Here is a 22460-nt window from a genome sequence, read left to right as displayed (position 1 = left end):
CAGGGATCGGTGGGGGGTGAGGGAAGAGAGCCGTCGACCATCCCCGCGCCACGCTGTGGGGCGCTGTGCGCAGGAGGTCAGACGCCATGGACCGGTCGCCGGGAGAAGACGTGACGCGGCCTTGGGCCGAGTCCAGAAATCCCGGTAAGGGTCGACCGGTTCGGAAGGCGCTGACCTAGATACGAAGAACCGCGGAGTCCGCCGCTTGGGTTCTCGGGGCCGCGAAGTCCCGTGCCGCGGTGGCGTGACGGGCGGGCGCGAAGCCGGGCGCCTCGTCGCCGCTCTCCGAGCTCAGCGGAGACAGGCAGGGCACAGACACAGCGGGCCCCTGGGAAGGCTGCCCCATCGCACAGTCCGCATCGGCGTGCTGCTGTCCGTGGCCGTCGTGATGGCCGTCCGGCTGCTCATCCGCCACCTGCATCGCCGTGGCACTCGCAACGTTCTCATGTTCGGCACTTGGCTCGAAATGGACGCCCGACGCCGAGACGCCCTTGTCGGAGGCGAGGTGACTCACCGTCGTGTCAGGGCTGACGGCATGCGTATACAGCAGACCGAAGAGGAACAGGCCCAGCCCCAGCACACGCCACAAAGCCGCTGATGAGCGGCTCCTCGGCATACGAGAAGGAGACAAGGCCGTAATCACGTTGTGATCCTAACCTGATCGCGAGGCCCTGGCACGCCGTCTCAAGAGAACATCGCGTGAACCCAGCCACATGACGGTGTCAGGGTCACCCGATGGGACCAATCACACCTAACGGCTGGGGACTTCATCGTTCGCAAACGCCTTGTTCGGCCCCGCGAGACGTCCTCCGGGAACAGAAAAACGGCATGGCCGGACGGCAGTATGCACCGCCCGGCCGCACCGTTTCTGCCGCTGCGTCAGCTCTTGCCGAGCATCTTGTTCATCTGCTCGATCTCGGCGGTCTGGGCCGTGATCACGTCGTCCGCGAGCTTCACGGCGGGACCGTACTCGCCGTTGGCCTTCTCCGTCTTGGCCATCGTGATGGCACCCTCGTGGTGCTCGACCATCATTTCGAGGAACATCTTGTCGAACTCGGCGCCGGAGGCCTTCTCCAGCTTGTCCATGTCCTCGCTGCTCATCATGCCGGGCATGGACGACATGTCACCCATGTCGTGACCCTCCATGCCGGACATGTCCGCGGGGACCTCCTCGCCCCACGAGGTGAGCCAGCCGGACATGGCCTTGATCTCCGGGTCCTGCGCCCCCTTGATCTTCGTGGCGAGGTCCTTGACCTCCTGCGAAGAGGCGCGGTCGGCAGCCAGGTCGGCCATCTCGACGGCCTGACGGTGGTGCTGGATCATCTCCGTGGCGAAGGAGACGTCGGCGTCGTTGTGCTTGCCGGCCTCAGCCGAGGCGGACGTGGACGGGCTGGCGGAGTCGGAGCCCATGGACCCCATGTCGTGCCCTCCGCCGCCACAGGCGGAGAGCACGAGGGCTGCCACTCCTGCGGTGGCGGCGAGAGCGGTACGGCGGATGAGCTTGCGGTGTGCGGTCATGAAGTGAACTCCTGCGTTCGGATCTGTGAGGGGCATACCGGAACGCGGCGCCGCCCCTGTGGGCGTACGGCGTCGCGCGGGTCGCTCTATATCCGCAGGAGCTGGAGTTCGGAGAGTGAGGGCGGAGCGCGGCCGCCGTCGGGATCGCTGCCGGCCGAAGAGGCAGGCACGTTCACCGCGCCGGCGCAGGCCGCCACGTCGGGCAGGAGCGCCGGTGCCACCACGGGGCCTCCGGCGACGGACGCCGAAGCACAGGTCGCGTCGGCATGATCCGTGTGGCCCGGACAACCGCCCTCGCCGTGATCGCACTCGCCCGGCATCGATGCCATGACGTCCGTGTGCGCGACCGACACCATCCGGTCGTGCCCCGAGGCAGCGGTGACCTCGGGAACCGGCCCGAGTCCGTGCATGCCGAGCAGGCCCAGCAGCAGGGCGCAGACGAGCAGCCCACCGGACCGCACCGTCGAGTGCGGTCGAGCGAGCTGTCCGAAGCGGGTCACGGCCTCATCGTAGGCATAGATCATCAGCCTCTTGCATCCCGGAGGCCACGAGAGTAGACACGGAGACGTGATACCCGCCCAGGGTATTATAGCTCTCGGCGGGAGGAACCATGTCCGACGTATTGACGACCGAGTATTCCGTGTCCGGCATGACGTGCAGCCACTGCGAGAATGCCGTTAAGGAAGAGGTCTCGACACTCGAGACCGTCGTCGACGTACAGGTCGACGTCTCCACGGGCCGGGTCACCGTGACGTCCACCACCTCGCTCGACGACACCCGGGTGCGCGAGGCGATCGACGAGGCGGGTTACTAACTCACCGGGCGGGCGTGACGTTTCACCTCGCACCGAAAGCCCGACCGAGCGGCCGTCTACTATGGCCTTGCGTACTCGGTGGCGAAGGGAAGTCAGGGCGATGCGACGGCTGGGAGATCTCGAGGCAGAGATCATGGATCGTCTCTGGACGTGGAACCGTCCGGCGACCGTGCGCGACATAGTCGATGACATCAACAAGACCCGTCCCGTCGCGTACACCACGGTGATGACCGTCACCAACATCCTGTATTCCAAGGGCTGGCTGCTGCGGGGCAAGCAGGGTCGCGCCTGGCTGTACACACCTGTGCGCAGCCGAGAGGCGTACGCCGCCGCACTCATGGAGGACGGTTTGGGAGAGAGCAAGGACCGCCCGGCCGCGCTGGTCGAATTCGTCTCGAACATGTCCGATGACGAGATGGCCGCCCTGCGCAAGGCCCTGCGGACCGCGGGACGACAGGACAAGGCGAACCCGTGAACGCGGCGCCGGCCCTGGTCGGCTACACGGCAGCGGTGGGGTTCGTCGCCCCGCGCCTCATGCTGCGCGGCAGCTGGCAGCACCGGGCCCCCGCGCTGGCGGCAGCGGTGTGGCACGCCCTGGCGGTCTCCTTCTCGATCGGGGCCGCGCTCGCCGCGTACAGCCTGGCCACGCCGGCCGAACACCTGCACGCGGGCCTGGTGGGCCTGCTGCACACCTGCGGACTGGACGTGGGCACGGCTCAGCCCGACCCGAACACCGCGGACCGGCTTGCCGTCGGCGTCCCCGCCGCGATCGGGATCGCCCTGGTGGCAAGCTTCGTCTTCCATGTCGTACGAGCCCGTCGGGTGCGGACAGAGCACCGGGATGCCGTCGACCTGGTGGGCCGCCACTCGGCCCGGCTGAGCGCCACCGTCCTGCCGTACGACGTGCCCGCCGCCTACTGTCTGCCCGGCCGTGATCCCCGGATCGTGATCAGCGACGCGGCCGTACGCGAACTGACGCCCGAGCAGCTCGCCGCCGTACTGGAGCACGAGCAGGCCCACATCGCGGGTCGCCACCACCTGTTCCTGGCCGCCGTGGAAGCGTTCTACTCGGTGTTCCGGTGGCTGCCGCTGGCCCGCCATGCCCGGGAGCAGACAGCGCTCCTGCTGGAGATGATCGCGGACGACCGCGCACTGCGAAGCCACTCCCACGAGGTGCTGGCCACGGCGATGTACGAGATGGCCTCGGCCCGCACTCCGAAGGGCGCGCTGGCGGCAGGCGGCCAGAACGTCCTGATCCGCCTGAAGCGAGTCCTCGGCCCCCGCAAGGCCCCGCACCCCGCCCTGTGGGGTTCCGCGGCGGCTGCGGTCGTGACGGTGCCACTGCTGCCGCTGCTGGTCGCCTGCCCGCCAGGTCTCGGCTGACGCCGGGACTTTTCAGCTCCTCGTGAGGCCGCTGTGGCTCGGGTTCACTTGCGATGCGTAATACGAAGCTACTAAGTTCTAACCCGCTCGATGAATGCGGCGCTGGGCGCGGGCTGGGGTCCGCGCCCAGCGTCCGGTCTACGGGGACAGTGCCGAAGCTGACTGGCCTCGGCCCGACGGACAGGACAGAGTCCGTCGCTCGGTCCACAGACGCGCAGAGGAGTCACCCCACGATGGGATCGCACCGGCGGCCGAAACCGCCCAGCCGTGCTCGAATAGCCACCCTCGGCATGGCGGCCGGCGCGGTCAGCCTGCTGCCGACGCAGAGCCAGGCGGCCCCCAACCCCACCGTGGAGGAAGTGCGCGAGGAGGTGGAGCGGCTTTACGAGGAGGCCGAGGCCCCCACCGAGGAGTACAACGCCATCCGCGAGAAGCAGAAGAAACTGCAGCGCGAGGCCGACCGCGCGCAGGACCGGCTGGCCCGCAAGCAGCAGGAGATCAACGAGCTGCGCGACAAGATAGGCCCGCTGGCGGCCGCGCAGTACCGCAGCGGCGGCATCGACCCGAGCGTGCAGCTCTTCCTGTCGGGCGATCCGGACGACTACCTCGACAAGGCCCAGATACTCGACCGTACGAGCAACCGGCAGGCCGAAGCGCTGAGCGCGATGCAGGACAAGCAGCGCGAACTCACGCAGGAGCGCCTGGCCGCCCAGACGCGCCTGAAGGCCCTGGAGGAGACCCGCACCAAGGCCGCCAAGACGAAGGACGAGGTCCAGGACAAGCTCACGAAGGCGCGCAAGCTCCTCAACAGCCTGACCGCCGCCCAGCGCGCCAAGATGGAAGCCGATCAGGAGCGTGAGGACGCCGCCGCGGGTGCCAGCGACGCGCCGGCCACCTACAACGGCCCGGCCAGCGGCCGCGGCAAGGTCGCGCTGGACTTCGCGTACGCGCAGCTCGGCAAGCCCTACGAGTGGGGCGCGACCGGCCCCAACTCCTACGACTGCTCGGGACTGACCGGCGCCGCCTGGCGCGCGGCGGGCGTCTCACTGCCGCGTACCGTCCAACAGCAGTACGACGCCGGTCGTAAAGTAGCCAAGTCGGATCTGCAGCCCGGCGACATCATCTACTGGTACAACAGCACCCAGCACAACGGCATGTACGTCGGCAACGGCAAGGCCATCCACGCGCCCCGTACCGGCAAGAATGTGGAGATCGTCCCGCTGGACTCCATGCCGTTCTTCGCCGCCAGCAGGCCCTGAACGCCAATCGCCGTACCACCACAGGAACTTCCGTGACCGCACGCCCCGCCATCCGCCCCGTGCTCGCCATCGCGGGCGCGTCCGTCGCCGCTCTGGTCCTCGCCGCCTGCGGAGGCGGCTCTTCCGACACGGATGCCGCAGCGAATGCATCGCAGTCGTCGGGGGCGCTGTCCCATGTGCATGGCCTGGGCGTCGATCCCGCTGACGGACGCGTCTACGTCGCCACCCACAGCGGCCTCTACACCGTGGCCAAGGGACAGGAGCCGAAACTCGTCGGCGACCGCAAGGACGACTTCATGGGCTTCACCGTGATCGGCGAGAACACCTTCGTCGCCAGCGGACACGGCGCCCCGGGCAGCGACCGTCCCGGCAACGTCGGCCTGATCGAAACCAAGGACGCGGGCCGCACCTGGTCGTCCCGGTCCCTGTCCGGGGAGGCCGACTTCCACTCCCTGGACTCGGCCAAGGGCACCGTCTACGGATACGAGGGCGGACGCATCCGGGTCAGTGGCGACCTCAAGAGCTGGGACGACCGGGCGACGCTGAACGCCCTCGACCTCGCGGTGAACCCCTCCGGGGACAAGCTGCTGGCCACCACCGCGGACGGCGTCGTCACCAGCACCGACGGCGGCCGTACCTTCGGCAAGGGTGCCGAGCCGGTCCAGGCGTTTGTGTCCTGGCCCTCGGAGAAGTCTCTCTTCGGCATCGGCACGTCCGGGAAGCTGAGCAGCAGCGCGGACGGCGGCAAGACGTGGAAGGAGCTCACGACCGTGCCCGGCGGGCAGCCCCAGGCATTGACCGCCGTGAACGCCAACCACATCCTCGCCGCGACGATGACGGGCCTGTACGAATCGCGTGACGGCGGCAAGACCTTCTCCGAGCTGGCGCCGCTTGCTTCTTGACCCCAGCTTCGAAGGCCGACAGGCACCCCTTCCGCGCGGACTTCGAGGACCTGCGCGAGCCCACCGGCCTTCTCCCTCACCGGCGTCACTCCGCTGCCGCCTCCCTCCGCGTTCTCGCTGATCGAAGCGGCACCAGACTGATCCCCGCCCCCCATTTCGTCGTACCACTCCAGGCGAGGTGCGCCCGGTCGACGGCCTCCGGAAGACAGGCCTCGGCGGTTGCAGGCCAGGCGCGTTTACCTTGTCCCGGTATCAGGAGACGGTCAGACCTGCTGCCTGGTCGCCTCGGGCTGCGGGCTGCTTCTGGACTCGCGGCTCGTGCTGCTTGCGCCATCCGTAACGGGTCAGGCCCCTCGGCTTGTACACCGACAGCGTGACGGCCACGAGCAGTACCAGCAGGGCAGCGGCGGCGTCGGCCAGCAGCTGGATTCTCATCCCGACGAGATCGCTACTGGACAGGTTCGTCTCGGCTGCGACATCGGCGACGTGGCCGGCCACCTGCATGTGCACCAGCAGCAGAATGGTCGCGACAACGGTGATCAGCAGCTTGAACAGGACCCAGTAGTGGCGGAACAGGCCCCACGAGGTACCCAGGGCCTGGACAACCCCGGTGAGCAGTGAGGCGAGGCTCAACGGGACCAGGACCAGCCAGCCGGTCAGCTCCATCGCGAGATAGGCGCCGCGCACCGTCTGGGCGTTCTGACTGGTCAGACCGGCTACGGCGAGGGCGAGGAAGACGACGACGGCACCGAGCCAGCCGACCGACGAAATGACGTGCGCGGTGAGCGCGAACTTGCGGAGGCGAGGGTTCATGGTCATCGCGATCAGTGGTTTCCCATGCTGCCGCCGAGCACGTGCATGAGCACGAACGCCACAAGCAGGGCGGCACTGGCGGCGATCGCGAGCGTCTTCGCCCAGCGCGGCATGCCGGGATGCGCCGCGGGTCCGGGCCCATGACTGGCGGCGTCGGGGCGAGAAGGTGAGTCGGCCATGTGCGTGTCCCTCACGGTGCGTGGATGTCATGCGATTCGCAGCAGCCGCAGTTTACGAGACACGATGTCTACGATGTCAACCAGGGCGTATCGACATCGCCGCCACGTACACTGGCCCAGTGCCGAAGCTGTGGAACGAGACGATCGAGGCGCACCGCCGCGCCGTGCGCGACGCGATCCTGAACACCACCGCGGAGCTGGCCGCCGAGCACGGCCTGCGGTCGGTGACGATGTCGCAGATCGCCGAGAAGGCCGGCATCGGACGGGCCACGCTGTACAAGTACTTCCCGGACGTCGAGGCGATCCTGCTCGCCTGGCACGACCGCCAGATCACCGAACACCTGGGACAGCTGGCGGAGGTCCGCGATCAGACCGATGGAGCCGGCGAACAACTCGAGGCGGTCCTGAGGGCGTTCGCTCACATCTCACGCCAGTCCCGCGGGCACCACGGCACCGAACTCTCGGCGTTCCTTCACCGGGACGAGCGCGTCGTCCGAGCCCAGCAGCAGCTCCACGGCATGGTCCGGGACCTGCTGGCCGAGGGTGCGCAGATCGGTGTCTTCCGTGACGACATCGCGCCCGATGAGCTGGCTACGTACTGCCTCCACGCCCTCACGGCCGCTGCCGCTCTACCCTCCGAAGCGGCGGCCGACCGGCTCGTCACGGTGACCCTGTCCGGGCTGCGCGACGGACACCCCATGCCGGAGGACCGGAAGCCGGCGAGCCGGCACGAGCACCACGGCCGCCACGCAGGGCACTCAGGGCAAGGGCACTCAGGGCACTGACTCGCCCCCTCTTCCCGCGGCTCCGCATCAGCCTGGGCAGCAGCCTCGGCGAAGTTATTGCAATCCTTTTGCACCTAACTACTAAGTGCCATAGAGAATGGAGTGCGATGTAAGCACGCCCCGGATCAAGGACACGACTATGACCGTTGCGCCCCACCCCCAGCCCGGCCTCGTCCGGCGCGTACGCGGAGCACTCACCCCGCGCGAATGGGCCCGGGCCGGCGGACTGGCCGCCGCGATCATCGCCTTGCATGTCATCGGCTGGGGCACGCTGCTGCTCGTCGTCGTCCCCCAGCACTTCGACCTGGGCAGCCAGGGCGCGTTCGGCGTCGGCCTCGGCGTCACCGCGTACATCCTCGGCATGCGGCACGCCTTCGACGCGGACCACATCGCCGCGATCGACAACACCACCCGCAAGCTGATCTCCGACGGGCAGCGCCCATTGTCCGTGGGCTTCTGGTTCTCCCTCGGGCACTCGACCGTCGTCTTCCTGCTCGCCCTGCTCTTCGCGCTCGGTGTGCGCTCCCTCGCCGGTCCGGTGCAGGATGACGGCTCCGCGCTGCAGCAGACGCTCGGCCTCATAGGCACGTCCGTCTCGGGGGTCTTCCTCTACGTCATCGCCGCTTTCAACCTCGTTGCGCTGATCGGCATCCTGCGCGTCTTCCGCCGGATGCGGGCCGGTCGCCACAGCGAGGCCGACCTGGAGGCACAGCTCACCGCCGGCGGCGGGCTGATGAGCCGCATCCTGGGGCGGGCGACGCGAGCTGTCGGCAAGCCCTGGCACATGTACCCGCTGGGCTTCCTCTTCGGTCTCGGCTTCGACACCGCAACCGAGGTCTCGCTCCTCTTCCTGGCGGCGGGCGCGGCAGGCGCCGGCATCCCCTGGTACGCGATCCTCTGCCTGCCGGTGCTGTTCGCGGCCGGGATGAGCTTGCTCGACACGATCGACGGCTCGTTCATGAACTTCGCGTACTCCTGGGCCTTCTCCAACCCGGTCCGCAAGGTCTTCTACAACATCACCATCACCGGCCTGTCAGTGGCCGCCGCGCTGCTCATCGGCACGGTCGAGCTGCTGTCGATCGCCGCGGAGAAGCTTTCTCTGCATGGCGCGTTCTGGGAGTGGATCGGCCGCATCGATCTCAACAGCGTCGGGTACGCCGTCGTCCTGCTCTTCGTCGTCACCTGGGCCGCCGCGCTGCTGATCTGGCGGTACGGCCGCATCGAGGAGAAGTGGGCACTCAGGCCCCGCATCGCAGAAGAGGACTGACCGACTCCGCACGGGACGGGGAATGCACACTGGCGCCGACGACGACTGAGGCGCACCCTCTGCTCCTATGATTCTGGATCCTTCCGTCTACGTGGTCGTCCAGACCTACGTGCACGCCGTTGACACGGCGCTCCCGGGGCTGGTCCAAGGCCTGTACCTCGTGGGCTCCGTGGCTCTGCGCGACTTCCATCCCGGGGCCAGCGACATCGACTTCGTGGCCGTAACGGCGGCTCCCCCGAACGACCGCCAACTCACCGCTCTGGAGCGGGTTCACGCGCATGTGGCGGACGCGTATCCCCGCCCCTGCTTCGACGGCTCGTACGTCACGTGGGACGAGCTCGCCGCGGACCCGCTGCTGGCTGTACCCGGTCCGCACGTCCACGAGCACAGGTTCAGCCGCACGTCCCACGGTGACCGCCACCCCGTGACCTGGCACACCCTGGCCGACCACGGCACCGCCCTGCGCGGGCCGCTCCCGGGCGCCATCGACATCCATACGGACCCCGCCGGCCTCGCCGGATGGACGCGCGGGAACCTTGCTGACTATTGGGAACCCTGGTGGCGGCGTGCGTCACGGCTTCCCTCTCCACCGGGCCTTGCCTGTCTGGGCAGTTGGGGACCGGCCTGGGGCGTCCTCGGCGTCAGCCGCCTGCACTACACCCTGACCACGGGCCGGATCACGTCGAAGCGAGGGGCCGGAGAGTACGCGCTCACGAGGTTCGACGACGACTGGCAGCAGATCGTGGAGGAGTGCCTGCGCATCAGGAGCTCCACGTCCACACGGTCGCTGTACCGCAACCCCTTCGAACGCCGATCCGCGGCGCTCGCGTTCATCGACATGGCCATCCGTGACGCCCAGCAAAATGTGCATGCCTCCTAAGTAGTTTCGTGGAGAGGGACACCCTCCATGAGGATGAATTCCCGCAGCCTGGGCACCTGCGCACCTCCGAGCCCTCTCCAGAGGGCTTCAGTCCGACAGTCATCTACCAGTCCTCGAAATAGCTTAGTAGCTGCTATTGACAATGGTTGCCATTTTGCTTGAGGGTTGGGCTTCATGACCGTACGACTCCCCATACCTACCGCTGCCGTCATCTCAGCCGTGACGCTCACCCTCGTCGGCCTGTCCGCCTGCTCCACCTCCGACACCGCCGCCGACCGCGAGGACGGCGGCACGGTCGACGTGGTGGCGTCGTTCTACCCCATGCAGTACCTCGCGGAAGAAATCGGGCGCGATCACGTCTCCGTCACGACTCTCACCAAGCCCGGCGTCGAACCGCACGACCTGGAACTCACGCCGCAGCAGACCGCTCAGATCGGCGACAGCGACCTCGTCGTCTATCTCAAGGACCTCCAGCCCGCCGTCGACGAGGCCATCGACCAGTCCGGCGTGAAGAACGCCGTCGACGCCACAGCCCTCACCACTCTGGAGGACCTCGGCACGGCGAACGACGAGGACGAGGAGGAGGGCGGCACGGGCTCGTCGCTCGACCCGCACGTCTGGCTGGACCCGGTGAAATACGCCGAGATCGCCAAGGGCGTCGGCGCGGCCCTGGAGAAGGCCGACCCGGACAACGCCGCCGACTACAGGAAGAACACCGACGCGCTGGTCGACAAGCTCGACGGCCTCAACACCAAGTTCACCGATGGCCTGAAGAACTCCGCGGGCAAGGTCTTCATCACCTCCCACACCGCGTTCGGCTACCTCGCCCAGCGGTACGGCCTGGAACAGCAGGGCATCGCCGGACTGGACCCCGAGTCCGAGCCCAGCCCCGCCCGCATCAAGGAGCTCCAGGAGATCGCCGAGCGCGACAAGGTCACCACGGTCTTCTTCGAGACCCTCGCCAGTGACAGGACGGCGAAGACCCTCGCCGAGGACACCGGCCTGAAGACCGATCTCCTCGACCCCGTCGAGGGAATCACCGAGCAGTCCCGCGGTGATGACTACGTCGAGGTCATGGAAGCCAACCTCACCTCGCTACAGAAAGCCCTCGGCACGAAGTGACGTGTTCGCAGGAGGCGCGAGCCGTAAGAACCGCGTCGATCCGGCCAGGGATCGGACCGCTCTCGGCTCGCGCCCCGGTTCCCGGTGCCGGGCCTCGCTGAGAGTGGCGGTATGACCCCGGAGGCGGTGCTCCCGCCCCGTCCGCGGACGCGGGGCGCGGCGCAGGAACCCCTGAGGGCCATCGACGTCAACTCGTCCCGCAGGCGACGGCAGACTGACTACGCGAGGCGGGCCGACGCACGCGAGCGGGTACTCCAGGCCAACGGGCATGCAACAACCTCTACCCACAAAGCCCTGCCGTCCTCCGTCCACAAGGTCGAAGCACGTATGGCACCCCGTCGACAGCGAGGTCCGCGGATTTCGGGCTGATACGGCGAACGCCCTGGAATCCGCCGCCGAGGAATGCCTCCTTCCGCCTGGGGAGGCAACGCCTCGCCGAACTGGCCGGCAGCACTGATCCATACGGGCTCGGGGTCGAAGAGTCGCCGAACAGCGGAGCACCTAGGAAGCCGTTGCGGACCGCTGGGCGAGTGGGACACGCCGGGCGTTCGGGTGAATCGCACGGCCCGGCGTCAGTTACCGACCGGTTGCGAGGAAATCGGCTTTCAGCACCGTGCTACCGACCGATCGATCGGAGTCTGCATGAACCGCCGGATAATATCCGCGAGCCGTGTGGGTGCGGCCGCGCTGATGACCGTCGGCCTCGCCCTTGCGGCAGCGCCCGCCGCTGTCGCGGACGACGACAGCGAGTTCAACGAAAAAGAGTTCCTCGCCATGACCGTCGACCATCACTTCGGCGGTGTCCGCATGGCCGAGCTGTGTGTGCAAAAGGCGACGCGGGCGCATCTGAAGGGCCTCTGCTCGGAGATCAAGGACACGCAGTCCGAGGAGATCGCCACGATGCGTTCGTGGTTGAAGAACTGGTACGGCACCGATGAGACGCCGAGCGTGCCGCCTGAGACCAAGCCGATGCTGGACAGGCTTTCGGGCCTGTCGGGCCGCACCTTCGACGTGGAGCTCTCCCGCGACTTCGCCCAGCACCACCGCGAGTTCCTGCCCGATGCGGACAAGTGCCGCAAGCACGCCGAGCACGGCGAGCTGCGCGCCATGTGCGACACGATGTACCAGACCCAGACTGAGGAGATCGGCAAGTTCGAGGCGGTCATCGCGGGTAAGCCGATCACCGTCGACACCGGCAACGGCGGCCTGGCCACCGTCGGCTCCGACAGCGCCGGCACCGGCGGGGCCGGGTGGCTGGCCGTCGGCGGCGTGGCCGCGGCACTGGGCACCGCCGCTGTGAGTCGGCGCCTGCGCCGCCAGTGACCGGCGGGCGCGCCGGGCACACCCTGTGGGCGCTGGCCACACTGTCGCTCTGGGTCGTCGCATTGGCGGCCGCCAGCGTCCCGGCGCGCCCTGCCGTCACCGCTGGGGCGTCATCGCTCTTGCCGGTGCCGCCCCAGCGGTCCACTGCCCACACGACCTCGGCGGCGGGTCGGGTACCGGTACGTCTGACTCTGCTCCGGGTGGGTCTGGATGCGGCGGTGGTGCCTGTCGCGGCGGGGGCCGATGGGCGCCTGGCCGTGCCCATTGACGGCAAGGCGGCCGGCTGGTGGAAGGACACCGCTCCGCCGGGCAGCCGGCAGGGCAGCACCGTCATCGCCGGGCATCTCGACACCCGGCGCGGGGCTGCCGTCTTCGCGCCCCTGACCCGGGCCAAGCCGGGCGACCGGGTCACAGTCACCACCCCGGCTGGCACTGTGGGCTACCGAGTGAGGGCAGTCACCGTGCGCCGCGGCGCCGCGCTCCCGGGCGAGTTCATCATCACCACCGGGGCGCCCCGGCTCGTGCTGGTCACCTGCACCGGGCCCTACCGCCACGGCAGCGGCTACCGCGACCGCCTATACGTCGACGCCACCCCGGCCCCGCCCATTGACAAGCGGAAGCCTTCTGAGGGTCAGGCCCCCTTGCCGAAGACAAGCACCTCCGTGGAGGCGACACCCATGGGCGCCAGGAAACTGGCCTCCAGGCTGCAGCCGAGGGTCGAGAAGAGGTCCACACATGTCCGGCGAGGCATGGCGGCTGGGTAGGAGCCGTGCCCCGCGCCGCCCTGAGCCGCCCAAGCGCGTACCGCGGCCGGGTCCAGGCAGGTCTCTGTCATCACGTCGAAGACGATCCGACCACCGGGTCGCGTGACGCGTGCCATCTCGAAGAAGTAGCGGGAGGCGCAGAGGAAGGTCACAGTGTTGAAGACCTTATGGGCCTGAACGAGGTCGATGCTGCCGTCGGGTGTCGGAGCGAGACTGCATCCTGCGGTCGGTTGGGCGACCACGCTGAATGTGTCCATTAGGTAGGCGGCCCAGGGCGCTGCCGTCTCATAGATCTCGTAGCGGTCTGGTGAACACTCCTTCAGCGTCTTCTCCAGGTACCGTCCGGACCCGGGACCGATCTCCAGCACCGTGTTCGGGTTGGCAGCGAAGACGCCGAGAGAGCGGAGTTCATCGATGGTGGACTGGGTGGCGCCAGGCGTCCCGTTCATGACCTCGTCGATGTAGTCACCGACCGACAGACCGGCCGCCCGTGCAGCCCGCACCGTTGCCTCGAACGGGATGAAGTCGTCGACGCCACCCAGGTTGTTGGTGCTGCGCACGATGTCGAATCCAGCACGTCCCAAGAGCCGCTTGACCCCCGACTTCAATACTGACGTTTTCCTGCCTGCTGCCCTCATCAGGCATCCCCCAGGTCGTCTCCACCCTCGCCGTCAGCAGGCGCCCGCCCGCCGGGCGCACCTCTTTCGCACCCCCGCTCCCAATCACCCATCGAGGGAACGCCACCCTACTAAATTACTTAGCACTTCGGGCTACTGTTTCCCCATGACCGATCCGCACGCCCCGGGGCTGCCCTCAGCGCCGTGCCAGATACCTCTGCATGGCACGGTGCAGGGTCTTGTTGACAGCGCCCTCAAGCGCCAGCTCCCACTCACCGAGCGTCTCGACTACCTGGCCTCCCGTACCGAGCTTCCAGCGCATCAGGCCGAACGACCGCTCCTGCGGATCGAGTACATCGGGCACGCCCCGCATGTCGTACACCGCGGCATCCAGCGCGTGCGCGTCCCGGAGCATCCGCCACTGCAGGGCGTTGCTCGGCCGCACCTCGCGGCGGTGGTCCGCGGACGCCCCCGTCTGGTACCAGGCCCGGCGCCCCGCCACGATCAGCGTGTGCGCGGCGAGCACCTCCCCGTCGTGCCACGCCAGGTACAGCCGCATGCGGCCGGGCTCCTCCGCGTTGAGCTCCTGATACTGGCGCTGGAAGTAGTCGAGCGAGCGTCCGAGCCGGAAGCCGTCGCGCTGCTCGGTGAGCTGCAGCAGCCGGTAGAACTCCGGCAGATAGTCGGCCGTACCGATGCAGGGCTCGACGTCGGCCTTCGCCGCCTTCTTTATGTTGCGCCGCCACTCCTGGTTCAGCCCCGCCCACAGGTCGTCGAGGGTGCGGCCGGCGAGCGGCACCTCGAAGAGGTAGCGGGGCTGTGCGTCGCCGGAACTCCCCTCCTCGCCGCAGCGCTGCCATCCGGTCGCCCGCAGCCGGTCCGCGACGGCGGCGCCGACCGGGTCGACGAGGTCCGGCAGCACGTCGCCGACGCGGCGACCGGGACCAATCGCCTCCTTGAGGGTCGCGGCATTCCAGCGGCGGTACGGCAGCGGCGGCCCCATCCGCACCGCGAAGGCGCCGGCCGACCGGAGGTGGTCCAGCAGCGGCTGAAGCAGGTGCGGCAGCCGCGGGTCCGCCCAGTCCACCACCGGCCCTTCCGGCAGGTAGGCGAAGTACCGGCGCGTTCCGGGCAATGGCCGGTACAGCACCTGTGCCGCGCCGCACTGGCGTCCCGAACTGTCGAACCAACCCAGCCGTTCCGCCTTCCAGCCCGCCTTCACCGCGGCCCAGGACGGGTACTGCAGGAAGCTCGCCTGTCCGGGGAGAGAGTCCAGATATCCCAGGTGCCGCTCGGCGGTCGTGCTGCGCACCACGTAGCTGCGGGTGTGTGTGGCTTCGGACATCTGCGCCTCTGTCACGGCCATGTGGCAGGTCTCCTCGATCTGTTCCGTACTCCTCCGCCGGGAGGGCGGCGGGACAGACCCGCCTGTCTCTTGCACGCCTGGCGGCCCCGGTCTGTGGCGGGGAATTTCGCTGAGCTGCTCGGGCGGCGGGGAGGACACAGAGCGTGACGGCTCAGGAACAGGCGGAAGCCGCCACCGATTCGGTTCAGAAGTCCCGTTCGACGCCTCGGCTGCGCAGCGGCGCCGTGATGATGCTGGGCTCCCTGGCGTCGCGAGCCACCGGGTTCGTCCGCGGCGCGGTCATCGTCGCCGCACTGGGTACGGCGCTGCTCGGCGACGCCTACAACGTCGCCAACACGGTGCCGAACATCGTCTACATCCTGCTGATCGGCGGAGCGCTCAACTCGGTGTTCGTGCCGGAGCTGGTGCGGGCCGCCAAGGAGCACGCGGACGGCGGGGCCGCGTACACCGACCGGCTGCTCACGCTCTGCCTGGCCGCCCTGACCGCGATCACCACCGCAGCCGTTCTCGCCGCGCCGTGGATCGTCTCCGCGTACACCGACTACACCGGCGCCCAGCGCGACCTCACCGTCGCGCTCGCCCGTTACTGCCTTCCGCAGATCCTCTTCTACGGCGTGTTCACCGTGCTCGGCCAGGTCCTCAACGCCCGCGACCGGTTCGGGGCGATGATGTGGACCCCGGTCCTCAACAACGTCATCGTGATCGCGGTGTTCGGGCTCTATCTGGCGATCGCCCGTACCGCGAGCACGGCGGGCGAGGTCACGGAGGGCCAGCTGCTCCTGCTCGGCCTGGGCAGTACGGCGGGCATCGCCGTCCAGGCGCTGGCACTGCTGCCGTCGCTGCGGGCGGCCGGGTTCAGGTGGCGGCCGCGGTTCGACTGGCGCGGATCGGGTCTCGGGCGGCCGGCGCGGGCCGCCGTGTGGACCTTGCTGCTGGTCCTGGTGAACCAGGTCGCGTACTGGGTGGTGACCCGGCTGTCCACCTCCGCCGGGGTACGAGCCGTCGCCGAGGGCGTCACGGAGGGCGTCGGCTATACCGCGTACAGCAGCGCCTATCAGCTGTGGGTGGTGCCGCAGGGCATCATCACCGTCTCCCTGGTCACCGCGCTGCTGCCGCGGATGAGCCGGGCCGCCACGGATGGCGACCTGGCGCAGGTGGCCGCCAGCCTGTCCCGGACCCTGCGTACGACGGCCGTGGCGATCGTGCCCGCCGTGTTCCTCTTCCTGGTGCTCGCGCCTCAACTCGCCGGTCTCGCCTATCAGTACGGGCAGGTGAGCGACGCCGATGCCCGGGCGATCGGCTGGGTACTGGCGGCGTTCGCGCCCGGGCTGGCGGCTTTCTCCGCGCAGTACGTGCTCTCGCGCGGCTTCTACGCGCTCGGCGACACCCGTACGCCGTTCCTGCTGACCCTGGTCATCGCCGGCGTCAACGCGGGGCTGTCCGTGGCCTCGTACGTCGTGCTGCCCGCGCGCTGGGCGGTCACCGGCATCGCGGCCGCGTACGCGATCGCCTGTACGGCGGGCCTGTGCTGCACCGCGCTGGTGCTGCGCCGCAGGCTGGGCCGTTCCCTGGACCGGACACTCGGCACGCACCTGCGCCTCGGCGTCGCGTGCCTGCCGGGCGCCGCCCTGGCGTACGCGATGAGCCACTGGTTCACGGAGCGGCTGGGCGGCGGCCTTGCGGGGGACGCCTCGGGCCTGGTGCTCGGCGCCGCCGTCATCGGCCTGTCGGTCGTGGTGTTGGCGCGTCCGCTGCGCATCCCCGAGGTCGGCGAGCTGGTTGCTCCGCTGACCCGCCGTTTTGGAGCTAGTGGCCGTCACAGGAGGGGGCGATGACGGACAGCCAGGGGCAAACACCGGACACCCGCCGGGACTTCGAGCGCTTCTACGCCGCGAGCGTCAAGCGGCTCGTCACCGTCGTGTACGCCGTGACGGGCGACCTCGGCGAGGCAGAGGACGCGGTACAGGAGGCATACGCCAGGGCCTGGCCGCGGTGGGAGCAGCTGGTCGCGGAAGGGGATCCGACGCCGTGGGTGCGTACAGTCGCCCTGCGCCTGGCGGTCAGCTCCTGGCGCAGGACCCGCAACCGGGTCCGCGCCCACTTCCGGCACGGTCCGCCGCCCGATCTGCCGGGCCTCGCACCCGACCACGTCGCCCTCGTCGCCGCGCTGCGGCACCTCAACCCCGAACAGCGGCGCGCGGTGGTGCTGCACCACCTCCTCGACCTCCCGGTGGAGGAGGTCGCCCGCCAGACCGGGTCGACGAGCACGGCGGTACGCTCACGGCTCATGCGCGCCCGCCGCGTCCTCAGCGCCCATCTCACCGACTCGCCGGACACGCCGACAGCAGGAGCAGGCCGTCCAGCGACCGCCGCACAACCCCGGCAGGAGGTCCTCCCCCATGAGTGACGGGACCCGCCGTCCCCCGCAGGACGACCTCGGCACGCTGCTCCACGGCTTCGCCCACGACGCCGAACCTCTGATCACCGTGAGCGGGGGTGTCACCGACGTGCACGAGCGGGTGCGCCGCCACCGCACCCGCCGCCGACTGGCGGTCACCACGGCGGGTTGCGCCGCCCTGCTCTCCATCGGCCTGTGGGGCCTGACGTCTCTGCTCGGCAGCGCGTCGGCCGACCGTCCCGAGCGGACCAACCCCGGTCTGGTCTCGGCCGCCTCGATCCTGCCCTCACCGGACAGCGATGGTGGTCTCCCGCGTACGGATTTGCTGGCCCCGTCCGCGCTGCCTTGGAACGCCGGGTATCACTGGCGCACCACAACCACAGGTAACGGTGCCGCCACTCCCCTGCCCACCGGCGGGACGGGTGACTGCGCTCTGCAGTGGTTCGACGGGACCGGCACCGAGGACCAGATCGTTCGTACGTACAGAGGAACCAGCGGAGCGACGGCACAGCACCGCATCGCGGCGTACGCGGACCACTCCGCCGCCCGGCACGCCGTAAGACAGCTGGCCGAAGCCCTGCACAGGTGCGGCTGGCACGAGACCCGAAGTCCCGATACGCAGGACCACGGCTCGACGGCGCCCGCGCTCTACGAATACGTCCTGACGAGCGGGGCGGGAGCCCCGCTGCGCGTGACGCTGGTCCAGTCCGACCACCGGGTCGCCGTGCTCGTGCTCGCTACTCAGCAGGCTGACGATCACGCACACGCCGATCCCCGGACAGAGCACTGCCTGGAACAGACCGTGAACTCCGCGCAGCCTCATACTCCTTCACCGCCGTCGACGGGTTCCCTGTCAAGTTCAGCTTGTTGAAGTCGGAGGGGGTGTAACTGCGTCTTGAACTCCCCTGCCCATCACCGTCCCGGCCCGCGCCGCGCTGCGGACAAGGCCGCTCGCATGGTCGGCCCGGAATCATGAGATGAGGAAAGTTCGATACGTTCACCGAGGCCGAGGTGAGGAATCTGCTTGTGCGGTGGCATCGAGTATGCGGAGCAGGCTGGTACGGAGGGCGTCCTGTGCGGCCGCGGCGGACAGCCGGCCGGCGTCCTGCTCCTCGCTCGCGGCATGGCCGAGCCTGATGGTCGCCGCGACCAGCCAGTCGACGGGGAGTCGGTCGTCGAACTCTCCGGTCTGTCGGCCGCGTTGGATCACCCGTCTGATCCGGTCGGCGACGGGTGTGTGCCGGTCGTGGTCGACTTGCGGGCTGACGGGGTGGGCGCTGATCAGTTGCAGCAGTACGGGGTAGCGCCCGGTCACCTGTGCGCCAGCGTCGAGCATGCGCATCAGGGCGTCCGCGGCGGGGCCGGTGTCGAGATCGGACGCGTCCATGGCGGCGACGGCCTCGTCGCTGATCCGGTCGACGACGGCCAGCAGCAGCAGCTCCCGTGAGGGGAAGTGGGCGTAGACAGTCGGGCGGGTCACGCCCGCCGCGCTGGCGATTGTCTCCAGGCTGGCGTCGGGTTCGGCGTTGAGGACCCGGGTTGCGGCATCCAGGATGGCGGCCCTGCTGCGGCGGGCGTCAGCACGGCGGTTGCGGGCGGGGGAAGACATCATCTCTTACATGTTGCCAAACTTATCGGAGGCCACATATTTTACAGCGTGTAAAAGATCGTGCGTGAGACACCGGACCGGCGGGAGTGACATGCGCCCACTCGGCAACACCGACCCCAAGCAGTTCATCGCCGACTTCTTCACCTCCTTCACCGAGGACTTGCTACAGACGGACGAGGATGCGGCACTGATCGTCGACCGCTATCACACCCCGGACATCGTCGAGATCGCCGACGGACACCGGATGGACCGTGACAAGCTCATCGCGCACACCCGCCCGGTCCGCAAGAACCGGCCCACCATCCGCATGGAGGTGCACGAGGCCGTCGCCGACGGCTACGGGCTCGCCGCCCGCTACACCCTGCACTCCTCGCAGCGCGGCAAAGACCTCGCCATCGAGGTCTACTTCTTCGGCCGGTTCGCCCCCGATGGACGGATGCGTCAGGCGCATATGACCACCCGCACCGTTCCCGTGGACGGCAGCAGCGAGCAGGAAGAGGCGGCGTCGTGAGCGAGAGCACGTACGCCGTCACGGGCATGGCCTGCGGGCACTGTGCGGCTTCGGTCACCGAGGAACTCGAGCGCATCGCAGGCGTCACCGCCGTGACAGTGGACGTCGACAGCGGCACGGTTGTGGTGACCAGCGACAGGGAGCTGGAAACCGTGGACATACGCGCCGCGGTCGAGGAAGCAGGCTACGAGCTCACGACCGAGGACACATAGAATCCGCGACGGCACGGCTGTCCCCGCACGCCACTTCGGATGCCTGCGCGGCATGCCGCCCACGGCACGCAGTCCGACAACTCCGGATGGGTGCCGACGCGCGGGGCAGACCAGCGCGACCGGAATGCCTGCTCCGGAAAGGATCCAGGAATCTTGACCGAATACACACTGCGCCCGATTGGGCGCGTCGAGTCGACGCTCACCGATCGGGCTGCGGCACTGGTAGCCCGACGAGGGAGCACCTGACGCCTGGCTCGTCTTCAATGACCGGTGGTCGGGCTTGACCGGCTTGCTCCGCCCGAACAGGACATCCAGAAAACCCATGACTGTTCAGCTCCTTCCCGCCCCGTAGCCCGCCCGGACCGGCTCCGACACAGCGCACCGGACCGGGTTGCCGGCACCGCAGTGGGCGGCGGTCATGACGACTCGCCCAGTTGGGCGGAGATCTCCGCGAGCGCCTCCAGGCGCCGCTCCAGGCTGGGGTGGGTGGAGAACAGTTTGGCCACCGTGGTGCCGGGCCCGAGCGCGGGGGTGAAGAAGAAGGCGTTGAACGCCTGGGCGGTGCGCAGGTCCTGGGTGGGGATACGGGCCACGTCACCGGTGACCTTGGTCAGAGCCGAGGCCAGGGCGGAGGGCCGCGCGGTGAGCATGGACCCGGCCCGGTCGGCGGCCAGCTCCCGATAGCGGGACAGCGCCCGGATCAACAGGAAGCTGATCGCGTAGACCAGGGCGGAGACCGCCATCACGAGAGCGAGCGCGACAGCGGTGTTCTGGTCGCGCTGACGCCCGCCGAACAGCTGGGAGTAGAAGGCGAAGCGGACGATCAGGCCCGCGATCACACCCAGGAACGAGGCGATGGTGATCACCGCCACGTCGCGGTGCGCGACATGGGACAGCTCGTGGGCGAGGACGCCTTCGAGCTCGGCGGGCTCCAGGCGGCGCTGCAGCCCGGTGGTCACGCAGACCACCGCGTGGTCTGCGTTGCGGCCGGTGGCGAACGCGTTGGGCATGTCCATCTGGGAGATGGCCACGCGGGGCTTGGGCATGTCCGCGGCGGCGCACAGCCGGTCGATGACGCCGTGCAGCTGAGGCGCTTCCTCACGGGTGACCAGACGGCCGCGCATGGCGTACAGGGCGATCCGGTCGGAGAACCAGTACTGCGCGCCCAGCAGCCCGGCTGCGATGACGACCACCAGGACCACGGACTTCAGCAGCACGATCAGCGCGGCGATGAACGCCACGTACAACAACCCGAGCAGGAACATCGTGACCAGCATCCGGGCCGTCAGTTGCCGGTCCGGCGCAAAGCGGCTGCGCATCGCCATCACCCCGGGATGAGGCCCTCGTCGGAGAGGAGGTCCCGCACCTGCGTGAGGCTGGTGTCCGCATCGGGCAGGACCAGCTCGGACGGGGTGATCGTCTCGTCCGGCAGCGGTGTGCCGAGGGTGCGCACCCCGTCGAGCAGGGCCGACAGGGCGGCGGCGAACGCCGTCTCGTCGCCCGCGTCGGCGGCTGACTGCAGGGCGGAGTCCAGCTCGTTGAGCCGGGCCAGGTGCTCTTCGGCGATCTCGTACTGGCCCTCGCCGAGAATCCGCATGATCATGGTGTCGCCTCCTGGTCCGGCGGGCCCTGCGCGGCGGCTCCGCCTTCCACGGCCGGCGGGGTGGCGGAGGCGGGGAGCTGGGCCTTCATCCGGGCCAGTTCCCTGTCCACGTCCTGGCCCGCGGTGACGCGCTCGAGTTCGGCCTGGATGTCGTCACGGCCGGCGGGGAGCGTGGCGTCCTCCAGCGCTCCGGAGGCGAGCAGTTCATCCAGTGCGCTGGCGCGGGCCTGCAGCTGTTCGGTCTTGTCCTGGGCGCGCTGCATGGCCATGCCGACATCGCCCAGCTCCTCGCCGATGCCGGTGACGGCCTCGGCGATGCGGGTCTGGGCCTCGGCCGCGGTGTAGCGGGCCTTGATGGTCTCCTTGCTGGTGCGGAAGGTGTCCACCTTCGTCTGAAGGCGTTGCGAGGCCAGGGTGAGCTTCTCCTCCTCCGCCTGGAGGGTGGACTGCTGGGTCTGGAGGTCCGTGAGCTGGGAGGCCACCGCGGTGCGCCGGGTCAGGGCCTCGCGGGCGAGGTCCTCGCCCGGCGGCGAGCGCCTGCTGCGCCTGCCCCTCCAGCTTGCCGCTGGACTGCCGCAGCTGGTTGATCTGCAACTCGATGCGTTTGCGGCTGGTGGCCACGTCGGCCACGCCCCGCCGTACCTTCTGCAGCATCTCCTGCTGCTGGGCGTAGGAGTAGTCCAGGACCTCGCGCGGGTCCTCGGCCTTGTCCAGGGCCTTGTTCGCCTTCATCCGGAACAGGGTGGCTATGCGGTGAGTAATGCTGCTCATGAGGCCCGTCTCCTCTCGACGGGGCTGAGGATCAGCCAGGCCACGCCACATCTGCGGACACTTTCAAGGCTCCAGCCCGGTGACATGGACCGCAACCTCGGCCCAGGTGTGCCCGACCCTGCCCCCACAGGTCGGTGAGGGCCCCGGGCCGTGCCTGGTCTGGATACCATTCTTACTCCGCGATACCCGGCGGGGGTAGGGACCAGCGGCCCGCACCGAGGGTCGGCCGGGGGCCGGGCTGCTCACCTCCGAGCGGCGCGGCACCTGGGTGTACCACCGCGTCGAGCCGTCGGTGCTCGCTGCGACGGGCAAGCTGCTGACCACGGCCGCCTGAGCAGCCTGCCCTTCACGCCGGGGATCCTCG

Annotated in this window: 25 protein-coding genes and 3 pseudogenes; 17 read left to right on the top strand and 11 right to left on the bottom strand. The window is 69.0% G+C overall.

Translation table 11 applies throughout. The annotated features are described in order from the left end of the window. Positions 1-175: 175 nt before the first annotated feature. The 3 genes from H8R17_RS02455 to H8R17_RS02445 all read right to left on the bottom strand — a co-directional run bounded on the left by H8R17_RS02455 (position 176) and on the right by H8R17_RS02445 (position 2018). Positions 176-643 (bottom strand): DUF6153 family protein, encoded by a 468-nt coding sequence (locus H8R17_RS02455; protein WP_187821411.1) that lies wholly within the window; start codon positions 641-643, stop codon positions 176-178. Positions 644-879: 236 nt separating this feature from the next. Beyond that, positions 880-1518, bottom strand: coding sequence for a DUF305 domain-containing protein (locus tag H8R17_RS02450; RefSeq protein ID WP_187821410.1), 639 nt, complete (start codon positions 1516-1518; stop codon positions 880-882). 86 nt (positions 1519-1604) lie between these two features. Then, positions 1605-2018: a DUF6153 family protein gene (locus H8R17_RS02445; protein ID WP_316959284.1), complete on the bottom strand. Its 414-nt coding sequence runs from the start codon at positions 2016-2018 to the stop codon at positions 1605-1607. Between the two features lie 110 nt (positions 2019-2128). Between H8R17_RS02445 and H8R17_RS02440 the strand changes: the two genes are divergently transcribed. The 5 genes from H8R17_RS02440 to H8R17_RS02420 all read left to right on the top strand — a co-directional run bounded on the left by H8R17_RS02440 (position 2129) and on the right by H8R17_RS02420 (position 5876). After that, positions 2129-2332 carry a heavy-metal-associated domain-containing protein gene (locus H8R17_RS02440; RefSeq protein ID WP_187821408.1) on the top strand — a complete coding sequence of 68 codons (204 nt, stop codon included), beginning with the start codon at positions 2129-2131 and terminating at the stop codon, positions 2330-2332. A gap of 100 nt (positions 2333-2432) precedes the next feature. Further along, positions 2433-2807 (top strand): BlaI/MecI/CopY family transcriptional regulator, encoded by a 375-nt coding sequence (locus H8R17_RS02435; RefSeq protein WP_187821407.1) that lies wholly within the window; start codon positions 2433-2435, stop codon positions 2805-2807. Then, entirely contained in the window at positions 2804-3715 is a 912-nt protein-coding gene (locus H8R17_RS02430) for a M56 family metallopeptidase (protein WP_187821406.1), read from the top strand. Before H8R17_RS02435 ends, H8R17_RS02430 begins: the two co-directional genes overlap by 4 nt. Positions 3716-3948: 233 nt before the next feature. Beyond that, a complete protein-coding gene (locus H8R17_RS02425) occupies positions 3949-4974 on the top strand; it encodes a C40 family peptidase (RefSeq protein ID WP_187821405.1) in 1026 nt (341 codons plus the stop codon). A 32-nt stretch (positions 4975-5006) separates the two neighbouring features. Further along, positions 5007-5876, top strand: coding sequence for a F510_1955 family glycosylhydrolase (locus tag H8R17_RS02420; protein WP_187821404.1), 870 nt, complete (start codon positions 5007-5009; stop codon positions 5874-5876). A gap of 252 nt (positions 5877-6128) precedes the next feature. Here the strand turns inward: H8R17_RS02420 and H8R17_RS02415 are convergent, their stop codons facing one another. Then, positions 6129-6695 (bottom strand): hypothetical protein, encoded by a 567-nt coding sequence (locus tag H8R17_RS02415; RefSeq protein WP_262504931.1) that lies wholly within the window; start codon positions 6693-6695, stop codon positions 6129-6131. A gap of 5 nt (positions 6696-6700) precedes the next feature. Next, positions 6701-6868 (bottom strand): hypothetical protein, encoded by a 168-nt coding sequence (locus tag H8R17_RS02410; protein WP_223124536.1) that lies wholly within the window; start codon positions 6866-6868, stop codon positions 6701-6703. A 119-nt stretch (positions 6869-6987) separates the two neighbouring features. Between H8R17_RS02410 and H8R17_RS02405 the strand changes: the two genes are divergently transcribed. The 6 genes and pseudogenes from H8R17_RS02405 to H8R17_RS49050 all read left to right on the top strand — a co-directional run. Beyond that, the gene (locus tag H8R17_RS02405; protein WP_187821402.1) at positions 6988-7653 is read left to right on the top strand and encodes a TetR/AcrR family transcriptional regulator; all 666 of its coding nucleotides are present in this window, start codon (positions 6988-6990) and stop codon (positions 7651-7653) included. 139 nt (positions 7654-7792) lie between these two features. After that, entirely contained in the window at positions 7793-8920 is a 1128-nt protein-coding gene (locus H8R17_RS02400) for a HoxN/HupN/NixA family nickel/cobalt transporter (RefSeq protein ID WP_187821401.1), read from the top strand. Between the two features lie 67 nt (positions 8921-8987). Beyond that, the gene (locus tag H8R17_RS02395; protein ID WP_187821400.1) at positions 8988-9800 is read left to right on the top strand and encodes an aminoglycoside adenylyltransferase domain-containing protein; all 813 of its coding nucleotides are present in this window, start codon (positions 8988-8990) and stop codon (positions 9798-9800) included. Positions 9801-9974: 174 nt separating this feature from the next. Then, the gene (locus H8R17_RS02390; protein WP_187821399.1) at positions 9975-10922 is read left to right on the top strand and encodes a metal ABC transporter substrate-binding protein; all 948 of its coding nucleotides are present in this window, start codon (positions 9975-9977) and stop codon (positions 10920-10922) included. A 552-nt stretch (positions 10923-11474) separates the two neighbouring features. After that, positions 11475-12245 carry a DUF305 domain-containing protein gene (locus H8R17_RS02385; protein WP_187821398.1) on the top strand — a complete coding sequence of 257 codons (771 nt, stop codon included), beginning with the start codon at positions 11475-11477 and terminating at the stop codon, positions 12243-12245. Further along, positions 12173-12829 (top strand): annotated as a pseudogene (locus tag H8R17_RS49050) (class F sortase); the annotation flags it as partial. The gene H8R17_RS02385 and the pseudogene H8R17_RS49050, both read left to right, overlap by 73 nt. Positions 12830-12876: 47 nt before the next feature. On the opposite strand, the gene H8R17_RS02380 reads toward H8R17_RS49050, so the two are convergent. Both H8R17_RS02380 and H8R17_RS02375 read right to left on the bottom strand, forming a co-directional pair. Beyond that, positions 12877-13647, bottom strand: a complete 771-nt coding sequence (locus tag H8R17_RS02380; RefSeq protein ID WP_187821397.1) for a methyltransferase domain-containing protein — start codon at positions 13645-13647, stop codon at positions 12877-12879. A 175-nt stretch (positions 13648-13822) separates the two neighbouring features. Continuing rightward, on the bottom strand, positions 13823-14992 hold the full coding sequence (locus tag H8R17_RS02375; RefSeq protein WP_187821396.1) for a lipid II:glycine glycyltransferase FemX: 1170 nt from the start codon (positions 14990-14992) through the stop codon (positions 13823-13825). A gap of 143 nt (positions 14993-15135) precedes the next feature. On the opposite strand from H8R17_RS02375, the gene murJ reads away from it, so the two are divergent. The 3 genes from murJ to H8R17_RS02360 are packed head-to-tail and all read left to right on the top strand — an operon-like array spanning position 15136 to position 18261. Next, positions 15136-16827 carry a murein biosynthesis integral membrane protein MurJ gene (murJ, locus tag H8R17_RS02370; protein ID WP_187821395.1) on the top strand — a complete coding sequence of 564 codons (1692 nt, stop codon included), beginning with the start codon at positions 15136-15138 and terminating at the stop codon, positions 16825-16827. Further along, positions 16824-17399 (top strand): SigE family RNA polymerase sigma factor, encoded by a 576-nt coding sequence (locus tag H8R17_RS02365; RefSeq protein ID WP_187821394.1) that lies wholly within the window; start codon positions 16824-16826, stop codon positions 17397-17399. Before murJ ends, H8R17_RS02365 begins: the two co-directional genes overlap by 4 nt. Further along, positions 17392-18261, top strand: a complete 870-nt coding sequence (locus H8R17_RS02360; RefSeq protein ID WP_187821393.1) for a hypothetical protein — start codon at positions 17392-17394, stop codon at positions 18259-18261. The genes H8R17_RS02365 and H8R17_RS02360 overlap by 8 nt, the downstream gene beginning before the upstream one ends. A 126-nt stretch (positions 18262-18387) precedes the next feature. Here the strand turns inward: H8R17_RS02360 and H8R17_RS02355 are convergent, their stop codons facing one another. Beyond that, positions 18388-19002, bottom strand: coding sequence for a TetR/AcrR family transcriptional regulator (locus H8R17_RS02355; RefSeq protein ID WP_187821392.1), 615 nt, complete (start codon positions 19000-19002; stop codon positions 18388-18390). Positions 19003-19090: 88 nt separating this feature from the next. On the opposite strand from H8R17_RS02355, the gene H8R17_RS02350 reads away from it, so the two are divergent. Next, positions 19091-19510 (top strand): nuclear transport factor 2 family protein, encoded by a 420-nt coding sequence (locus tag H8R17_RS02350; protein WP_187821391.1) that lies wholly within the window; start codon positions 19091-19093, stop codon positions 19508-19510. Further along, on the top strand, positions 19507-19722 hold the full coding sequence (locus H8R17_RS02345) for a heavy-metal-associated domain-containing protein (RefSeq protein ID WP_187821390.1): 216 nt from the start codon (positions 19507-19509) through the stop codon (positions 19720-19722). Before H8R17_RS02350 ends, H8R17_RS02345 begins: the two co-directional genes overlap by 4 nt. Before the next feature lie 416 nt (positions 19723-20138). Here H8R17_RS02345 and htpX read toward each other — a convergent pair whose 3' ends face one another. The 3 genes and pseudogenes from htpX to H8R17_RS02330 all read right to left on the bottom strand — a co-directional run bounded on the left by htpX (position 20139) and on the right by H8R17_RS02330 (position 22096). Continuing rightward, positions 20139-21041 carry a zinc metalloprotease HtpX gene (gene htpX, locus H8R17_RS02340; RefSeq protein ID WP_187821389.1) on the bottom strand — a complete coding sequence of 301 codons (903 nt, stop codon included), beginning with the start codon at positions 21039-21041 and terminating at the stop codon, positions 20139-20141. Positions 21042-21046: 5 nt separating this feature from the next. Continuing rightward, positions 21047-21325 (bottom strand): PspA-associated protein PspAA, encoded by a 279-nt coding sequence (locus tag H8R17_RS02335; protein WP_187821388.1) that lies wholly within the window; start codon positions 21323-21325, stop codon positions 21047-21049. Beyond that, positions 21322-22096: pseudogene (locus H8R17_RS02330) on the bottom strand (PspA/IM30 family protein). Before H8R17_RS02330 ends, H8R17_RS02335 begins: the two are co-directional and overlap by 4 nt. 232 nt (positions 22097-22328) lie before the next feature. Between H8R17_RS02330 and H8R17_RS46225 the strand changes: the two are divergent. Beyond that, positions 22329-22430: pseudogene (locus H8R17_RS46225) on the top strand (transcriptional regulator); the annotation flags it as partial. Positions 22431-22460 lie beyond the last annotated feature (30 nt).

The organism is Streptomyces sp. TRM68367, from assembly GCF_014495685.1.
Lineage (GTDB): Bacteria > Actinomycetota > Actinomycetes > Streptomycetales > Streptomycetaceae > Streptomyces.
This window is presented reverse-complemented; position numbering and strand designations above follow the sequence as displayed.

Bases quoted from the DNA above. Each gene is read 5' to 3' on its own strand.
- H8R17_RS02450 (WP_187821410.1), bottom strand. From the start codon at position 1,518: ATGACCGCACACCGCAAGCTCATCCGCCGTACCGCTCTCGCCGCCACC.
- H8R17_RS02440 (WP_187821408.1), top strand. From the start codon at position 2,129: ATGTCCGACGTATTGACGACCGAGTATTCCGTGTCCGGCATGACGTGC.
- H8R17_RS02435 (WP_187821407.1), top strand. From the start codon at position 2,433: ATGCGACGGCTGGGAGATCTCGAGGCAGAGATCATGGATCGTCTCTGG.
- H8R17_RS02425 (WP_187821405.1), top strand. From the start codon at position 3,949: ATGGGATCGCACCGGCGGCCGAAACCGCCCAGCCGTGCTCGAATAGCC.
- H8R17_RS02415 (WP_262504931.1), bottom strand. From the start codon at position 6,695: ATGACCATGAACCCTCGCCTCCGCAAGTTCGCGCTCACCGCGCACGTC.
- H8R17_RS02410 (WP_223124536.1), bottom strand. From the start codon at position 6,868: ATGGCCGACTCACCTTCTCGCCCCGACGCCGCCAGTCATGGGCCCGGA.
- H8R17_RS02400 (WP_187821401.1), top strand. From the start codon at position 7,793: ATGACCGTTGCGCCCCACCCCCAGCCCGGCCTCGTCCGGCGCGTACGC.
- H8R17_RS02395 (WP_187821400.1), top strand. From the start codon at position 8,988: ATGATTCTGGATCCTTCCGTCTACGTGGTCGTCCAGACCTACGTGCAC.
- H8R17_RS02390 (WP_187821399.1), top strand. From the start codon at position 9,975: ATGACCGTACGACTCCCCATACCTACCGCTGCCGTCATCTCAGCCGTG.
- H8R17_RS02380 (WP_187821397.1), bottom strand. From the start codon at position 13,647: ATGAGGGCAGCAGGCAGGAAAACGTCAGTATTGAAGTCGGGGGTCAAG.
- H8R17_RS02375 (WP_187821396.1), bottom strand. From the start codon at position 14,992: ATGGCCGTGACAGAGGCGCAGATGTCCGAAGCCACACACACCCGCAGC.
- H8R17_RS02365 (WP_187821394.1), top strand. From the start codon at position 16,824: ATGACGGACAGCCAGGGGCAAACACCGGACACCCGCCGGGACTTCGAG.
- H8R17_RS02360 (WP_187821393.1), top strand. From the start codon at position 17,392: ATGAGTGACGGGACCCGCCGTCCCCCGCAGGACGACCTCGGCACGCTG.
- H8R17_RS02355 (WP_187821392.1), bottom strand. From the start codon at position 19,002: ATGATGTCTTCCCCCGCCCGCAACCGCCGTGCTGACGCCCGCCGCAGC.
- H8R17_RS02350 (WP_187821391.1), top strand. From the start codon at position 19,091: ATGCGCCCACTCGGCAACACCGACCCCAAGCAGTTCATCGCCGACTTC.
- htpX (WP_187821389.1), bottom strand. From the start codon at position 21,041: ATGCGCAGCCGCTTTGCGCCGGACCGGCAACTGACGGCCCGGATGCTG.
- H8R17_RS02335 (WP_187821388.1), bottom strand. From the start codon at position 21,325: ATGATCATGCGGATTCTCGGCGAGGGCCAGTACGAGATCGCCGAAGAG.